Here is a 17,236-nt window from a genome sequence, read left to right as displayed (position 1 = left end):
ACAGGGGCGTAACCGTTTTATCGATTACTCGAATAGCCGCTTTTGCTTGACGATGTAACCCGCAGGCCTCTTCTGCTTTTCCAGTACGCCTTCGTCGACCAGGCGCTGCAGCCACGCCTTGGCCTGAGTTTTTGACACGTCCAGCGCTGCAGCCACTTCTGCGTCTTTCATCGGCGTACTCAATAGCTGCTCAATTGCTTCACGAACGGCAGCGAAGAGCATTTCTGCTGGGGTAGATTCCGGCTGCCGAGGTTTCTCGGGACCGTCTAGTAGCGCTACTGCCTCTGGCGTGGCCGACGGCGCTTTTTCCAATGGTGGAGCGGGCGGCTGCGTATCGGAAACGTCGACCATCGCAAATGGCTTACTCTCGTTCTGGGGCACCGGAGCGGCATTGCGTGGCGCTGGAGCCGTTGGCTTGGTGTCAGCCAACGATGACTCTTCGTTCGAGAACAGCGCAAAACCAACCTGTGGGGATGCCGGCGGCGTTGGCATCTCCACGTTGAAAACATCCTCGAACGAATCCACGTCTTGCGGGTTCGGCCAAGGAAGAGCGCCCTTCTTTCGCAAACCATTCAATCCGGCGGAAGACTCGCCCGTTGATCGAATGAAGACCGGGATGAACTTGAGTTTGTCGAGCTGCTCGACAGCACCCGACCAAGTGCCACCTTTGTTGAGATCGGAACTGACCACCAGTGAGGTGTCTGCCAATGCATAAATCAGCTTGTTCCGCTGCATGGCGTTGCCGATGTTGAACCCGGCACTCGGGTCGTAGGGCGAAATCAGCACCAGCTCCCCATTGAGCAGCAGGTTACGGTGCTCGCGGTTCATGGTGGTTTTTTCCAGACTGTTCGCCAGCACACCACAAACTTTCCCTCCCCCCTCGAGCGCACCACACATGGCGGCCTGGTCGATGCCCTTGGCGCCACCGGAGACAAGTGTTCTGCCTGCTCGAGCAGCGAGCCGGCCAACTGCCATGGTGTAATTGATGAGGGCGTCGTCCACATGGCGCGATCCCACAACGGCAAGCCCACCGGTTTCGAGCAAAGCCATGTCGCCACAGCCGTAGAGCACTGCCGGGGCGTCTTCGCGCAGGCGGGCCTTCAGGCGGCGGGGGTACTCTGCATCGGCGCGACTGACCACCCAGATGGCGCGTGCTTGCCAGCGCTCAATCACTTGGCTCAGAAGGAATCCGCGTCCCAGCAATTTCTGCAGGCGGTTCTCGTCAATCACCGATTGACACGCACGCAGGATCTCAGCCGCGTCCGTCGAGAGGAGATCCGCAGGCTGACGCTGGATCTCGCGCAAATGACGTGCGAGACGTTTGTATTCACCAGGTGTGAGCAAATCCGATGACACAGCGCCTCGTCCGGCAATGAGTGGCGCAGTCAGCAGCAGGATCGCCTGGGTATTGGGTGAAAGGACTGGCGTCATTCGTCGTGCCCCGTCTGAGCAAGGACCATAGGCCAAACGGCGCCACTACCGCCTTTGCGCAGCAGCCATGCAGACACCGTCAGCGTCCAGCGCGAGTCGACCATGTCATTCACCAGGAGGACCGGGCCGGGAGTAATGGGCTGGCCATTGAGTGCGAGTGAACCGTCAATGTTGCGCGCCTGTTGTGTACTGTTTGCCATCGTTTTCTGTTCGGGCCTTGCGTCTGTTTTCGCGATGACCATACGAAACGGCAGACACAGCGCAGCAGCCAAGCGTTGCGCAAAATTCGGTACCAATTCGGGATGCCGAAGTGAAGGAACACATGTCACCCAAGTCGGGCTCGGCTGCGGATTCCACTCATGGATCATCTTCACGCACGCAGCAACGAGGTCATCAGAAAAGTGGCCATCGTGGTATTTGCCCTGTCGAACCAAACCACCCCAGCCGGCATCGCCCCAGACGCAGAGGGCCTTGCCGGACTCAGCCTGATGGGCAGGAGCGATGAATCCCTTGACGCCGTACTGGGGCATTCCACCATCAGGCCATTTTTTGCGCGGATCGATGGGCAAGCTGGTTCGACGGAGAAATTCGACGGCAGCTTTGACCAGCTCGGTATCCACGGTTGTAGACAATGGCGGTAAGGCAGGTTCTGTGACAACGCTTGGATCGCCGTCGAGCGCGCCAATCAAGAAGCCCATGTGCTCACCAAACGGCAGGCTGACGTAGTCCTGCATCTGCTGGTGCTCGTCTCGCCGTAGCGCAGTGAGGCGTTCCGCTCGCTCCCAGAACACTTCACTTAGCCTTGCCGCCGTGAGCTGCCACTTGCTGCCTTGCTTGGCGATGGGTGCCGGCGCTTCGAGGGATAGAAGTGCAATCGTCTTGTCGATACGTCCTTTGCTCAGATTGACTCGGCTCAGCAGTTCGGGGACTGATAACCCGTTGGGCTCGTCTTCAAGCGCCCCCAGGACATCGGCAACTTCCTGTCGGGTCGGGAAGGCAGTCCGGATAAACCAGTCAGTGATGTCAGACTCTTCCTGACCGCTGAGGAGTACTCCATAGGCGGAGTCCAGTGCGCGTCCCGCGCGACCAACCTGCTGGTAGTAGGCGACGACCGATCCCGGCATTTGGTAGTGGATGACAAATGCCAGATCCGGCTTGTCGTAACCCATGCCAAGTGCCGTTGTGGCAACCAGCGCTTTGACTTGGTTGTTGAGCAGCGCCTGCTCAAGCTGTTCTCGGCGATTTCCAATCTCACCAGTGTAGGCTTCCACATTGAAGCCTTGGGTCTTCAACCATTGCGCCACTTGATTGGCATCACGAACCGTCAGCGTGTATATGATGCCGTGGCCCTGCAGCGTGGTCAGTTGCTCTGCCAGCCAGGCAAGGCGCTCAGCCTGACTAGGTAAGCGGATCGTTTGCAGGGAAAGCGAGGTCCGGTTCAAGTCGCCACGTGAGACGTCCAGCTTCGGGCCAAGCACGGCTGTAAGGTCGTCCATCACGCGGTTATTCGCTGTTGCCGTGGTGGCAAGCAGTCGCAGGTTTGGCGGTAGTATCTTGACGATCCTCTCCAACAGGCGATAGTGAGGTCGGAAGTCGTGCCCCCAGTCGGAAATGCAATGGGCCTCGTCGATGACCAGCAACGAAATCTGTTCAGCGATGCTGGCCAGAACCTGCGTCCGAAAGCGCTCGTTCGCTAGGCGCTCCGGCGAGATCAGGAGAATGTCGATCTCCCCCTTGACCAGCTTGCCCTCGACTCCCGTCCAGTCGTCCATGTTGTTGGAGTTGATGGTGGCGGCGCGAACCCCCATCCGCTCTGCGGCAGCAATCTGATTTCGCATCAGCGCCAGTAGCGGCGAGATCAATAACGCAGGACCAGCCCCAGCTTCCCGCAGCAACTTGGTCGCTATGAAGTAGACAAAGCTCTTACCCCATCCGGTCTTCTGCACGACCAGCAAGCGGCCTTTGCCTTCGACGATGTGACGAATAGCGTCCTCTTGGCCTTCGCGGAAAGTGGCATCGGCGTGTCGGGAGCCGATCCGTAGCAGTTCCATCGCGCGTCTTGGATCGTAGATCACGTTATTGCTCTCCATTGTTTTGGTCGGGCGAGCGGTAACCCGGTGCCAACACAGCCTTCTTGACGCCATAAAGCGCCAGGTGATCTTTCAGCCAGAGCATGAATTCATAAGCGCGCCGGTTGCGGTGTCGGGTTTTGGGAATCAGATGATGCCGGGTGAGCACTTCGGCCCGACCGCAGAGCTGGCAACGGTCGGATGAATCTCCCAGTGTGGAAGGGGCCCGCACGGTCAAATCGAGTGAATTTCCTTCCAGCGGACCATCTCCGACTCGAACCCCATGTAGGAGGCATGAACCCGGCGGATGAAGGGGTCGTCCGTCGTCATCTCCAGCAGCATGTCCCGGCTCAGCCGGCGCAGATCATCCAGCACGGCATCCGGGAAACGCCCGAGCTGAACCCCGTGTTCACTCACCAGCCGATCAAGAGTCTGCTGATTGCGGACCAGGAATTCATGAAGCATCTGATCACCGACCAGACGGCAGGCCTGGGCCACGGCAATCTGAAGATGCTGGGGCAGGGCCTCGTAGGCATCCCGGTTGATCAGGGCTTCCACCTGGGAACTGGGGGCCTGCCAGCCCGGGTGGTAGTAATAGGGCGCCTGGCGATGCAGACCCAGCGCCATGTCCTCGTAAGGTCCCACCCACTCAGCCGCCTCCAGCAGCCCCGATTCCATGGCCTCCGGCAGATCATCACCGGGCAGCCGGATCACCTCGGCACCGGCGCGCCGCAGGACTTCCGCCCCCAGCCCCACGGCACGGATGCGCAGCCCCCGGAAGTCCTCAATGGTCCGGATCTTGTGCCGGAACCAGCCCCCCATCTGGGCACCGGTATTACCGCAGGGGAAGGGAATCACGTCAAAGGGACGGTACAGATCCCGCCAGAGTTCCAGACCGCCACCCGCATGCAGCCAGGCCTGGGTCTCCAGCGCGCCCATGCCGAACGGCACCGCGGTGAAGAACTGCGCGGCGCCGCTCAGGCCCTGCCAGTAATGGGCGGCACCATGACCGATCTCTGCAGCGCCGCGGGAGACCGCCCCGAAGATCTCGAAAGGTGACACCAGGTCATCCGCCGCGAAGATCCGGACCTGAATGCGTCCTTCAGACAATTCATGAATGGTCCTCGCCAGCAACTGCGCACCGCCCCCCAGGCCGGGAGACTCATGGGGCCAGGCCGTGATCATGCGCCAGTGGAAGCGTCGCCCGGTATCCGGTGCCGAAGTTTCACTCCCCTGGGGGATGCCGCAACCGGTCAGGGCGCCGCCGGTCGCCAGGGCGGTGAGGGCGGCCTTGCCCAGGAAATCCCGTCGATGCATGGATGACCTCGGTTCTGTATGCTCAAAGTGTCAGATGGGCTCAAGCTTGGCAAAGCCCACCACCAGCCACTTGCTGCCCTGGCCGGCAAATCTTACCTGGACCCGGGCCGACTTGCCCTGCCCTTCCAGGTCGGTGATCACACCCTCCCCGAACTTGGGATGCCGCACCCGGGCGCCCATGGCCAGCCCATCCTCCTGCGCCGGTGCCCGGAACGGGGATGGTCGCGCCGGGGGCCGGGCCGGACTCTCGGGCATCGGACGCCGGATCATGGCCCGGGGCCGGACATCCTCCAGCAGTTCGGCCGGCAGTTCCCCGACAAAACGGGAGGGGGCGTTATAGGTCTCGCGACCGTGCAGCCGACGGGTCTCCGCATAGCTCATCACCAACCGGCGACAGGCGCGGGTGATGCCCACATAGGCCAGTCGCCGCTCCTCTTCCAGGCGCCCGGGTTCGTCCAGGGACATGCGGTGGGGAAACAGCCCCTCCTCCATGCCCACCAGGAACACCAGCGGAAACTCCAGCCCCTTGGCGGAATGCAGGGTCATGAGCTGGATGCAGTCCTCCCATGGGTCCGCCTCCCCTTCCCCCGCCTCCAGGGCGGCATGGGAGAGAAAGGCGGTCAGGGGCGACATGTCCCCCTGGGCCTCGCCATCGGGCACGAAGCCCCTGGCGGCACTGACCAGTTCATCCAGGTTGTCCAGCCGGGTCTGGGCCTTTTCGCCCTTCTCCTGGGCATAGTGCTCCCTCAGACCGGAGTGGGCCACCACATGTTCCACCTGCTCGTGGAGTTCTATGCCCTGACAGGCCTGATGCATGGCATCGATCAGCTGCATGAAGCCGCGCAGGGCATTGCCGGCGCGGGCGGTCAGAGTCCCCTGCAACAACAGATGTTCAGCGGCTGCCCACAGGCTGCTGCCCTGCTCCCGGGCCTGCTCCCGGATCAGGGCCAGGGTCCGCTCCCCCAGCCCCCGGGTCGGCTGGTTGATGATCCGCTCCAGGGCGGTGTCATCCGCCCGGTTTTCCACCAGGCGCAGATACCCCAGGGCGTCCTTGATTTCCGCCCGTTCGAAAAAGCGCAGTCCGCCATAGACGCGGTAGGGCACGGCGGCCTGGATCAGCACCTCCTCGAACACCCGGGACTGGGCATTGGACCGGTAGAGGATGGCCACGTCCCGGCAGGCGCCGCCCGCCGCCCGCCAGGCACGGATCTGCTCCAGCACAAAGCGGGCCTCGTCATGCTCGTTGTAGGCCGCATAGAGGGTGACCGGGGCGCCGGTGGCGTCTTCGGTCCACAGTTCCTTGCCCAGACGCTCACCGTTGTTGCGGATCAGGGCGTTGGCGGCCTTTAGGATGGTCGCGGTGGAGCGGTAATTCTGCTCCAGGCGCACGGTGCGGGCACCCGGAAAGTCACGGCAGAACTTTTGGATATGCTCGATGCGGGCACCGCGCCAGCCGTAGATGGACTGATCGTCGTCGCCGACGGCAAATACCGGCGTGCGCTCGCCCGCCAGCAGTCTCAGCCAGGCATACTGGATCGCATTGGTATCCTGGAACTCATCCACCAGAATATGGCGGAAGCGATGGCGATAGTGTTCCAGCAGGTCGGGGTTGTCCCGCAGCAGCTCCAGGCTGCGCAGCAGCAATTCGGCGAAATCCACCACCCCGGCGCGACGGCAGGCGGCCTCGTAGGCGCTGTATATACGGATCATCTGCCGGTTCACCGGATCGCCGGTGTCCTGCATGTGTTCGGACCGAACCCCTTCATCCTTGCGGCTGTTGATATACCACTGCATCTGCCGGGGCACCCAGCGGGCCTCGTCCAGTTCCAGGGATTTGAGCACCCGCTTCACCAGGCGGAACTGATCCTCCGAATCCAGGATCTGAAAGGTCTCGGGCAGACCGGCCTCGCGCCAGTGGGTACGCAGCAGGCGATGGGCCAGACCGTGGAAGGTCCCCACCCACAGCCCCCGGGGCGGGATGCCCAGCAGGCTCTCCAGACGCCCGCGCATCTCGCCGGCGGCCTTGTTGGTGAAGGTCACGGCGAGGATACTGTGGGGCGAGAGTCCCTCCACCTGGATCAGCCAGGCCACCCGATGGACCAGGACGCGGGTTTTGCCGCTGCCGGCCCCGGCCAACACCAGCAGGGGACCGCAGGGACTGCCCACCGCTTCGCGCTGGGCATCGTTCAGTGATTCAAGCAGGGGAGCAGCATCCATCCGGGGGAGTCTATCAAAACCCGTGGCAGGGTGAATCCGGCCAAGCCCCTTGGATAGAGCGCCGGAAAGGTCTACATATATACAGGGACCCCCGAAACCATAAACTCACGTTATTCACGCCACCAACAGATGCGCCGATGACCAAAGCGACCCAAGCCCGCGACATGCAGGCCCAATGGAACACCTCCCATCTGGATGCCGGGAATGCCGCCTACCTGGACCAGCTCTACGAAACCTATCTGGAAGATCCGCAACAGGTATCGGAGGCCTGGCGAACGTACTTCGAAGACATGGCGAGGGCCGGGCGGGAACCCCAGGTCATCCACAGCCGGATCCGCGATGAATTCCGCCAGATGGCCGAGGCCGGCACCCAGCGCGGCCTGCCCATGGGCAGCCTGGAACATGAACGCAAGCAGGTCCGGGTACTTCAGTACATCAATGCCCATCGCTTTCTGGGTCACCTGCAGGCGGACCTGGATCCACTGGGCCTGTATGAAGCCGCCAGCACCCTGCCGGAACTGACCCTGGAACACCACGAGCTCTCGGAAAGCGACCTGGACACCGTCTTCAACACCGGCTCCCTGTTCGGTCCGAAAGAGGCCTCATTGCGGGAAATCACCCGCATCCTCAAGGGCACCTATTGCAAGACCCTGGGCGCCGAATACATGCACATCACCGAGACCACCGAAAAGCGCTGGCTGCAGGAGCGCCTGGAACCGGTACGTGGTGAACCCGGTTTCACCGCCGATCGCAAGCGTTACATCCTTGATCGCCTCACCGCCGCCGAAGGCCTGGAGCGCTATCTCCACAACCGCTATGTGGGCCAGAAACGCTTCTCCCTGGAAGGGGGCGAGAGCCTGATTCCCATGCTGGACGAGCTGGTCCGGCGCGGTGGTGAGCAGGGCGTTCGGGAGATGGTCATGGGCATGGCCCACCGGGGCCGCCTGAACGTGCTGGTGAACATCCTGGGCAAATCCCCGGCGGAACTGTTCCAGGAATTCGAGGGCACGGGCCGCCGACACCCCGGCACCGGCGACGTGAAATACCACATGGGTTTTTCCTCCGACATCGAGACCCCCGGCGGTCCCATGCATCTGGCCCTGGCCTTCAACCCCTCCCACCTGGAGATCGTGGGACCGGTGGTGGAGGGCTCGGTGCGCGCCCGGCAGAATCGCCGCGACGACCGGGACGGGGACGAGGTCCTGCCGGTGGTGATCCATGGTGACGCCGCCTTTGCCGGCCAGGGCGTGGTGATGGAGACCCTGAACATGTCCCAGACCCGGGGCTTCTCCACCAAGGGCACGGTTCACATCGTCATCAACAACCAGATCGGCTTCACCACCAGCACCCTCAAGGATGCCCGCTCCACCCCCTACTGCACCGACGTGGCCAAGATGGTGAACGCCCCCATCCTGCACGTGAACGGCGACGACCCGGAGATGGTGCTGTTCGCCACCCGGATCGCCCTGGACTACCGCATGACCTTCAAGAAGGACGTGGTCATCGACCTGGTCTGCTACCGGCGGCATGGTCACAACGAGGCCGATGAGCCGTCCGCCACCCAGCCCGTCATGTACCAGCGCATCAAGTCCATGCCCACCACCCGCGCCCGCTACGCGGAGCGGCTGGAACAGCAGGGCATCCTCGACGGGGAAGAAGCCCGGGCCATGGAGGCCTCCTGTCGCGCCCGCCTGGATGCCGGCACCAGCCTGATGCCCTTCGTCATTGAGAAGTCCGAGTCCTCCTACGACAAGGCGGTGGACTGGAAACCCTTCATCGACCGGGACTGGCGCGAGCCCGCCGAAACCCGGGTCAGCATGGATACCCTGCGGAGCCTGTGGCGCCGCATGGTGGACCTGCCCGAAGGCTTTGAAGTGCAACCCCGGGTGGCCAAGATCATGGACGACCGGCGCAAGATGGCCGCCGGCTCACTGCCCCTGGACTGGGGCTTTGCCGAAGTCTCCGCCTACGCCAGCCTGGTCACCGAAGGGTATCCGGTGCGACTGACGGGACAGGATAGCGGCCGGGGTACCTTCTTCCATCGCCACGCCGTGCTGTTCAATCAGCGCGACGGCAACCGCTGGATTCCGCTGCGCAACCTGGCCGAGAACCAGGAGGAATTCCTGGTCATCGACTCCCTGCTGTCGGAAGAGGCCGTACTGGCCTTCGAGTTCGGCTATGCCACCGCGGCCCCCAACACCCTGACCCTGTGGGAGGCCCAGTTCGGCGACTTCGCCAACGGTGCCCAGGTGGTGATCGACCAGTTCATCAGTTCCGGCGAGCAGAAGTGGGCGCGCCTGTGCGGCCTGGTGATGCTGCTGCCCCACGGCTATGAAGGCCAGGGTCCGGAACACTCCTCCGCCCGTCTGGAACGCTATCTGCAGCTGTGCGCCCAGCACAACATGCAGGTCTGCGTCCCCTCCACCCCGGCGCAGATCTTCCACCTGCTGCGGCGCCAGATGATCCGACCCTACCGCAAGCCGCTGATCGTGATGACGCCCAAGAGCCTGCTGCGCCACAAACTGGCGGTAAGCACCCTGGAATCCCTCACCGAAGGACGCTTCGAGAACGTCATCGACGAGATCGACGAACTGGATCCCCAGGGCGTCACCCGGATCGTGCTCTGCGCCGGCAAGGTCTACTACGACCTGCTGGAGCGGCGCCGCGCCGAGGAGAAACACGGCATCGCCATCCTGCGCCTGGAACAGCTCTATCCCTTCCCGGAAGAGGAGCTGAGCCGGATCCTGGCACAATACCCCAATGCCACCGAGTTCTACTGGGTCCAGGAAGAGCCCCTCAACCAGGGCGCCTGGTATTCCAGCCAGCACCACATCCGCGCCCTGCTGGGCGAAGATCGCTACCTGCAGCATGTCACCCGGCCTGCCTCCGCCTCACCGGCAGTGGGCCACCTGGACGTTCACGTGAAGCAACAGGAAGCCCTGATCGAACGGGCCCTGCGCCAGAACTGACCTGGCCACCACCAGGGCAAGAGACACACAGGGGGCCAACGGGTGCGGACCGCGCCCATGCCCCAAGGCCGGAACCAATAAGGACACACACGCCATGAGTACTGAGGTCAAGATCCCGCAACTCCCCGAGTCCGTCTCGGATGCCACCATCGTCAGCTGGCACAAGCAACCCGGAGACGAGGTCAAGCGGGACGAGATACTGGTCGACATCGAAACCGACAAGGTGGTGCTGGAAGTCCCCGCCCCCGAGGACGGGGTGATGGGGGAGATCATTGAGCAGGAAGGCGCCATCGTCACCGCCGGACAGGTGATCGCCCACCTGGAAAAGGCCGGCAAGGGCGGCAAGGGTGGCGGCAAGAAAAAGGCCGCCAAGGATAATGGCGGCAAGGACACCGCCAGGGCCGCGAAGCAGCCGGACACCGCCGGCGCGGGACGGGACGCAACCGATGCGGGTGATGATGACCCGGCCCTGAGCCCGGCGGTACGCCGCTTGGTCAACGAACACGGCCTGGACCCGGCCGAGATCGAAGGCACCGGCAAGGGCGGACGCCTGCTCAAGGAAGACGTGCTCAAGTACCTGGAGACCCTGGAGGCCGAAGCCGCCCAGGCACCCGCGCCGGCGGCTCCGGCCCCCACAACCAAGGCCGCCCCGAAAAACGCGTCCCCATGACCCGTCTGCGGGCGCGCATTGCGGAACGCCTGGTGGAAGCCCAGCAGAACGCCGCCATGCTCACCACCTTCAACGAGGTGAACATGAAGCCGGTGATGGACCTGCGGGCCCAGTACAAGGACCGCTTCGAGAAACGCCACGGCGTGCGCCTGGGCTTCATGTCCTTCTTCGTCAAGGCCGCCACCGAGGCCCTCAAGCGCTTCCCCGAAGTGAACGCCTCCATCGACGGCAAGGACATCGTCTACCACGGGTATTTCGACATCGGCATCGCCGTCTCCGCCCCCCGGGGCCTGGTGGTCCCCATCCTGCGGGATACGGACACCCTCACCATGTCGGATGTTGAACGCACCATCAACGACTTCGGCAAGAAGGCCGAAGCGGGTAGCCTGGGCATGGAGGACCTCACCGGCGGCACCTTCACCATCTCCAACGGCGGCGTCTTCGGCTCGCTGTTGTCCACCCCCATCATCAACCCGCCCCAGAGCGCCATCCTGGGCATGCACCGCATCCAGGAGCGGCCCATGGCCGAGAACGGCCAGGTGGTGATCCGGCCCATGATGTACCTGGCCCTGTCCTACGACCACCGCATCGTCGACGGCCGCGAGGCCGTGCAGTTCCTGGTGACCATCAAGGACATGCTGGAAGACCCGGCCCGCCTGCTGCTGGAAGTGTAGGGACCACCGGACCTGAACCATGCCCGTGTCCGCCTGCCCTGTGCGCGGGCACTGACCACATGAACACAAGACAAGAAGATCGGGAGCCAGACCATGGCACAGCAGGACTATGACGTAGTAGTAATCGGCGCCGGCCCGGCGGGCTATGTGGCCGCCATCCGTTGCGCCCAGCTAGGGCTAAAAACTGCCTGCATCGACCGCTGGCGGGATGACGCGGGCAAGGAGCGCCTGGGGGGCACCTGCCTGAACGTGGGCTGCATCCCCTCCAAGGCCTTGCTGGAATCCTCGGAACTGTACGAACACACCCGCAAGCACCTGAATACCCATGGCGTGCATGTGGGCGACGTGGAACTGGATCTGGCCGGCATGATGTCCCGCAAGGACCGCCTCATCGGCAACCTCACCCAGGGCATCCAGGGCCTGTTCAAGGCCAACAAGGTCACCTGGCTCAAGGGCCAGGGCCAGCTTCAGGGAGAGCGCAAGGTCTGCTTCACTTCCCACGACGGCAAGGAAGAGATCCTGGAACCGGAACATATCATCCTGGCGCCGGGCTCCCACTCGGTGGAACTCAAATGCGCCCCCTATGACGGCAAGTACATCGTCGATTCCACCGGCGCCCTCGCCTTCGACGAGGTACCCAAGCGCCTGGGCGTGATCGGCGGCGGCGTCATCGGCCTGGAGCTGGGCAGCGTCTGGCGCCGCCTGGGGTCCGAAGTGGTGGTGCTGGAGGCCCAGGACCGCTTCCTCTCCTTCTGCGACGACCAGGTCTCCCAGGAGGCCCTGAAGATCTTCGGCAAGCAGGGACTGGACATCCGACTCTCGGCCCGCGTCACCGACACCCAGGTGGACGAGGACAAGGGCACCGTCACCGTCATGTACGAGGACGAACAGGGCCGTCACGAGGAGCGCTTCGACCGCCTGGTGGTCTGCGTCGGTCGCCGCCCCTCCACCGACGGCCTGGTAAGCGGCCCGGTGGAACTGCTCATCGACGAACGGGGGGCCATCCATGTGGACGACCACTGCAAGACCACCCTGCCCAACGTCTATGCGGTGGGCGACGCGGTGCGCGGCCCCATGCTGGCCCACAAGGGTTCCGAGGAAGGGGTCATGGTGGCCGAGCGCATCGCCGGCATGGGCACCGCCCTCAACTACGAAACCATCCCCAGCGTGATCTACACCCTCCCGGAGATCGCCTGGGTGGGCAAGACCGAGCAGGAACTCAAGAACAAGGGCATCCCCTACTCCGTGGGCGTGTTCCCGTTTGCCGCCTCCGGCCGGGCCCGGGCCATGGAAGACACCACCGGCTTCGTCAAACTGCTGGCCCACGCCGACACCGACCGTCTGCTGGGCGCCCATGTGATCAGCTCCCGCGCCTCCGAGCTGATCGCCGAGTGTGTCATCGCCCTGGAATTCGGGGCCTCCAGCGAGGATCTGGGCCGCACCGTCTTTGCCCACCCCACCCTCTCCGAAGCCGTGCATGAAGCCGCCCTGGCCACCCTGGGCCATCCGCTGCACATCCCGCCCGGCAAGAAGGGCTAACACCCATACCTTCCTTCCCGACGGTCCCGCTCCCTCCCAGGGGGCGGGGCCTTATCCTGCCTGCATGACCGCCACCTTCTCCCTGCTCACCCAGCTGCTGCCCCTGTACATCACCATCGTGCTGGGCTGGCTGGCCGGGCGCTATCTCAACGCCAGCGGCGGCCATATCGCCGGGATCATGCTCTACATCATCACCCCATCGGTGATCTTTGCCGGGGTGATGCACGCCCCCCTGAGCCCCAGCGTCCTGTTGCTGCCGGTGATGGTCTTCGCCTTCTGCACCCTCATCGCCCTGAGCCACCTGTACCTGGCCCGGCGCTGGCTGGGGGACAACACCGCCGCCCTCATTCCCCTGTCGGTGGGCACCGGCAACAGCGGCTACTTCGGCATTCCCGTGGCCCTCCTGCTGTTCGGCGCGGAAGGCGTGAGCCTGTACATCCTGTGCATGCTGGGGACCACCCTGTTTGAGCATTCCGTGGGCTTCTACCTGGCGGCACGGGGGCGCTTCAGCGTCCGCGACTGCCTGGTCAAGGTCTCCCGCCTGCCCTCCCTTTACGCCTTCCTGCTGGGCGCGGCCCTGAACCTGAGCGGCGTCGGTATCGCGGACGTGCTGCAACCCCTGTTCGACAACCTCCGCGGGGCCTACAGCATCCTGGGCATGATGATCATCGGCATGAGCATCCTCAGCTTCCGGGGCCTGGCGGGCAATCCCCGCTTTACCCTCCTGGCCTTTGCCGGTAAATTCATCAGCTGGCCCCTGCTGGCCCTGGCCTTTGCCTGGGTGGACACCCACTGGCTGGGCATCCATGACCTGGCCGTTCATCAGGCCATCTTCCTGCTCTCCATCACCCCCATCGCCGCCAACACCGTGGTCATCGCCACCCTTCTGGACATCCACCCCCGGCAGGCCGCCGGCACCACCCTGCTCAGCACGATCTTTGCGCTGGGATTCATCCCGGTGATGGTGACGTGGCTGATGCCGATGGGGTAGCCGGGGCAGGCTGATTGCCGAAGCCGCGAAATACACCGTTTGACGGAGCGGCTTCGACGGTATTGAAGATACCCGGCGAGGGGTATTCTGAACGCGTCATTCCCGCGCAAGCGGGAATCCAGTCGTGCAGAAAAACCTTGCCCCCGGACCATCATTTTGAGGATGGGACAAGACTACTCAGATCAGGAGCCACCACCTCGACCTCGGTGCGGAAAAATTGCGCGGGACGAAACCCGAACACCTTGGCCAGGATGATTTCCGGAACATGTGCGGCACGCGTGTTGTAACGCTCCACCGCATGATTGAACCCGTCGCGCATCAAGGCCACTTCGTTTTCCAGCCTGACCAGGGTGTCATGGAACTGTGCCAGGTCGCCGGACGTATCCAGATCCGGATAGGATTCCTGCAGCAGGCGCAGTTGTGCCAGCAATCGCTGCTCGACCCGCAACAACCCTTCGGCCTGGAGGACATCGTAATCCGCACCCACGCCCACCCGGGTGCGCAGTTCCGTGAGCCGTTCCAGAAGCTCACGCTCATGGGCCATGGAGGCCTTCACGGTGGCTTCCATGGCGGGGATCAGATCGGCCCGCTTTTGCAGCGAAACGCCGATGTTCGACCAGGTGGTGTTCACCCGGTTGCGCAGAAAAACCAGGTCGTTGTACATGAGGACAATGACGGCAATGATCATGTAAAAGGGTGCCGTCATGGCTGCGATGAGCAGGGCAAGCCCGCTGAAGGCCCCCATCAGGCCGATGACGGCCAGCAGTGTCCCGAGTGCCGCGATGAAACCCGCCGTGATCGACATGAAACCCGCGTTGGCCTTGCGCAGCATGACCTGGTGCTCGGTGAGATTACTCAGGATGAAGGGCTGCTCACCCTCGGCAAGATAGAGTGAACGCTGGGTTTCCGGGTCGATCCGGGCCCGGCCCAGGGCATACAGGGTGTCGCCTTCATCCAGACGATGCTCGGTATGCCGATAGGGCCCCTTGCCGGCGGATGACTCGCCGGGGTCGCGGCTTCTCTGCAGCCGCTGGAAAGTGGTCTGGGTGATCACTTCGGCACCCTGCGGATCAATGGGAAAATCCCCTTCCCGGTCCCGGCACAGAAAACGCCGACCTATCCGTTCCTCCTTGATCGTGACCCATTTTTCGTTCTTGGTACCCACACTCCGCTTTTCTTCCAGGGTGTAGTGGTAATAGACACATGGCTTGCCCTGGATGGGTGAAGTCAGGGGAAACTCCCCCGGCATCGATACGATCTCTCCCTTGAGCTCCGTCAAGCCGTATGTGACACCGGCACTGGGGCTGGTGGGGATGTTCTCGATGGTCCGCTTGAGTTGCACCAGGGATAATCCGAACGGCAGCAGGAACAGGGTTCCGGCAACCCCCGGCAGGATGACCAACCACGGTGAAGCACCCTGCAGGCGGGAAGGCTCAAACCCGGATTCCGCAAACTCCATGCTCCGGCGGGCATCCTGGCTCAGCGGGATGGATTCCGGGGCATGAAGGTCAAGCCACGCCGCCACGGGGGCCTCGGGCCAGCGCTCCCAGGTCGCCCGGATGCGCTCCGTGGCACGCACGACATTGATGTGAAGCCGCAGCAGGTGATCGGCTTCATCGCGGGGCAGGCCGCCATGGCCGGTGATCATCTCCTCCAGGGTGGCCCATCGCCCGTTCCAGACCAGACCATGGGATGCCAGGCGTGCCTGAATGACCTGGGCCGTCGCCTCGGATGCGGACTGGTGCTGTTCCAGGGCAACCTGAAGATCGATCTTTGCCGCGGCAATGCTCCAGCCCAGAAGGGACAACAGGGTGGTGCCGGTGAGCAGGGACAGGAAGACCACAACCTTGTGGATCCGGAACATCCGGCACACCGTCACGATGATTACGGCAACGGCGGCAAGGAAAAGCCAGATGTGGATCAGTGTGCTCCGTGCCAGGGATGCACGCTCGTGAGCGTCGCCAAACGCGGACACCCGGGCGGCATGATTTCCCGGTAGCCGGGACAGCACCAGGACCGTGATATCTCCCCGGGAAACCACCCTCCCCAGCACCGTCACCGTATCACCCGGGTCGATTCGATACTCGGTGTAACGACGGTCTCCCCGGGTCTGGCTGAACTTGCGCGGTGCGCTGTATCTGGCGGCGCTGGTGAACATGACGCCGATCAGGCCGGTATCGTCCTCCAGGTCAAAATCCATTCCCTGCCGGGTATCACTGACGGTTTCCCAACGGGTATTGCCTTCGTGGTCCCGGACCCGGCGCTCCTCGACGTGTCGATAGTACAGCGCCGGCAGGCCAGAGCTTGGCGCGGTGAGCGTACCGTGACTCACCAGCGCGCGCCCTTGCAGCTTCACCGTCCCGCCGGTCACCTCCGCCACCTGGATCTGCGGCACCCGCTCCATGGCCCGCATCTCACCCAGTCTTTCAAGGCCCTGCACACCGGTATAGGCTGCGACCAGGGACAGGATGACCACCAGGAGTAAGCGCAATATCACGATTTTCGTTCTTCCGGACAGAGATGAGGTATCACTCAAGAATCCGGCAAGACCCGACGCCCGACAAGTCGTCCAGGCGTCGTCCACGGCGCAACCCGATACACCATTGAGCGGGCGAGACAGGCACCACACCCACCATCCCCCCTCTCCTGTCAGAGTGGAAGGACCATGGGTGGAATGCTTATTTCGTCAGCACCTCGTTGCGGAACTTGGTCAACGCCACACGCCACCAGTCCAGGGTGTCATCCATATTGCGCTCGGTCACGCCAAAATCCAGGTTGACGTTCATCTCCAGCACGGGATCTCCTTCATCGTCCAGGTAGGCCTTGCCGAAACGGGCGAGCCTGTTCCATTGATTCATCTCTTCCAGCGTATATTGACCCTCGGTCTGCCAGGCACTGGTGAACTGGATGTTCTTGCAATTGAGGTTCTGGGAACATCCGTAGAACATGATGCTGTAACCCGTACCGTCAATGCGCCCACGGATCATGGGGTCACCCACGCTGTCGGTTGTCAGGGTCGCCGAACCATATCCCTGGGCAAGCTGCCGGATCTTTTCCGGATCCTTCGCGTCCACGATATCGGCCGCCGACAGGGTACCGGTCACGGCCAGCAAAACGGCACTCATCAACACTGGTTTGAGCATGGTGAATTTCCTTCAAAGGACTATCAGGGACTTACCGGGAGTGGCGTCCCACGGACAAAATGGTTCAGTCAGATGATATACACTCCCCTGTCAGAATCATTCAACCACTCACCGGCTTATCCATCCCAGTCATCACCCGGGGCCCCGGGTTTGGGAACCCGAACCGAACCAACCCAAACAACCCAAACAACCACTCCAACGCCACGCCTGATCAAC

The 17,236-nt window shown here is 63.0% G+C and carries 9 protein-coding genes and 1 pseudogene; 4 read left to right on the top strand and 6 right to left on the bottom strand.

Features of this window, described 5'->3' with window-relative positions; genetic code table 11:
• Positions 1–24: 24 nt before the first annotated feature.
• The 4 genes from CKO35_RS00885 to uvrD all read right to left on the bottom strand — a co-directional run bounded on the left by CKO35_RS00885 (position 25) and on the right by uvrD (position 7,034).
• Complete coding sequence (locus CKO35_RS00885; RefSeq protein ID WP_200171604.1) at positions 25–1,431, bottom strand: DNA-processing protein DprA; 1,407 nt, start codon at positions 1,429–1,431, stop codon at positions 25–27.
• A complete protein-coding gene (locus CKO35_RS00880; RefSeq protein ID WP_338031733.1) occupies positions 1,428–3,506 on the bottom strand; it encodes a RecQ family ATP-dependent DNA helicase in 2,079 nt (692 codons plus the stop codon). The genes CKO35_RS00885 and CKO35_RS00880 overlap by 4 nt, the downstream gene beginning before the upstream one ends.
• A gap of 228 nt (positions 3,507–3,734) precedes the next feature.
• Complete coding sequence (locus CKO35_RS00875; protein ID WP_200171600.1) at positions 3,735–4,817, bottom strand: TRAP transporter substrate-binding protein; 1,083 nt, start codon at positions 4,815–4,817, stop codon at positions 3,735–3,737.
• Positions 4,818–4,847: 30 nt separating this feature from the next.
• The gene (gene uvrD, locus CKO35_RS00870; RefSeq protein ID WP_200171598.1) at positions 4,848–7,034 is read right to left on the bottom strand and encodes a DNA helicase II; all 2,187 of its coding nucleotides are present in this window, start codon (positions 7,032–7,034) and stop codon (positions 4,848–4,850) included.
• A 137-nt stretch (positions 7,035–7,171) separates the two neighbouring features.
• On the opposite strand from uvrD, the gene CKO35_RS00865 reads away from it, so the two are divergent.
• From CKO35_RS00865 to CKO35_RS00850, 4 genes and pseudogenes are all read left to right on the top strand, one after another.
• Entirely contained in the window at positions 7,172–10,003 is a 2,832-nt protein-coding gene (locus tag CKO35_RS00865; RefSeq protein WP_200171597.1) for a 2-oxoglutarate dehydrogenase E1 component, read from the top strand.
• A gap of 94 nt (positions 10,004–10,097) precedes the next feature.
• Positions 10,098–11,347, top strand: a pseudogene (odhB, locus tag CKO35_RS00860) (2-oxoglutarate dehydrogenase complex dihydrolipoyllysine-residue succinyltransferase).
• Between the two features lie 93 nt (positions 11,348–11,440).
• On the top strand, positions 11,441–12,886 hold the full coding sequence (gene lpdA / locus CKO35_RS00855; protein WP_200171595.1) for a dihydrolipoyl dehydrogenase: 1,446 nt from the start codon (positions 11,441–11,443) through the stop codon (positions 12,884–12,886).
• A 64-nt stretch (positions 12,887–12,950) separates the two neighbouring features.
• Complete coding sequence (locus CKO35_RS00850; RefSeq protein ID WP_200171593.1) at positions 12,951–13,877, top strand: AEC family transporter; 927 nt, start codon at positions 12,951–12,953, stop codon at positions 13,875–13,877.
• A 151-nt stretch (positions 13,878–14,028) separates the two neighbouring features.
• Here CKO35_RS00850 and CKO35_RS00845 read toward each other — a convergent pair whose 3' ends face one another.
• A complete protein-coding gene (locus CKO35_RS00845) occupies positions 14,029–16,374 on the bottom strand; it encodes a LemA family protein (protein WP_200171591.1) in 2,346 nt (781 codons plus the stop codon).
• Between the two features lie 181 nt (positions 16,375–16,555).
• A complete protein-coding gene (locus tag CKO35_RS00840; protein WP_200171589.1) occupies positions 16,556–17,020 on the bottom strand; it encodes a YbjN domain-containing protein in 465 nt (154 codons plus the stop codon).
• Positions 17,021–17,236: the final 216 nt, after the last annotated feature.

The sequence above is a fragment of the Ectothiorhodospira shaposhnikovii genome (assembly GCF_016584105.1).
Taxonomy (GTDB): domain Bacteria; phylum Pseudomonadota; class Gammaproteobacteria; order Ectothiorhodospirales; family Ectothiorhodospiraceae; genus Ectothiorhodospira; species Ectothiorhodospira shaposhnikovii.
This window is presented reverse-complemented; position numbering and strand designations above follow the sequence as displayed.

What these genes read in the sequence shown, in the direction of transcription:
- CKO35_RS00885 (WP_200171604.1), bottom strand. Translation starts at nt 1,431, where the DNA reads ATGACGCCAGTCCTTTCACCCAATACCCAGGCGATCCTGCTGCTGACT.
- CKO35_RS00875 (WP_200171600.1), bottom strand. Translation starts at nt 4,817, where the DNA reads ATGCATCGACGGGATTTCCTGGGCAAGGCCGCCCTCACCGCCCTGGCG.
- uvrD (WP_200171598.1), bottom strand. Translation starts at nt 7,034, where the DNA reads ATGGATGCTGCTCCCCTGCTTGAATCACTGAACGATGCCCAGCGCGAA.
- CKO35_RS00865 (WP_200171597.1), top strand. Translation starts at nt 7,172, where the DNA reads ATGACCAAAGCGACCCAAGCCCGCGACATGCAGGCCCAATGGAACACC.
- lpdA (WP_200171595.1), top strand. Translation starts at nt 11,441, where the DNA reads ATGGCACAGCAGGACTATGACGTAGTAGTAATCGGCGCCGGCCCGGCG.
- CKO35_RS00850 (WP_200171593.1), top strand. Translation starts at nt 12,951, where the DNA reads ATGACCGCCACCTTCTCCCTGCTCACCCAGCTGCTGCCCCTGTACATC.
- CKO35_RS00840 (WP_200171589.1), bottom strand. Translation starts at nt 17,020, where the DNA reads ATGCTCAAACCAGTGTTGATGAGTGCCGTTTTGCTGGCCGTGACCGGT.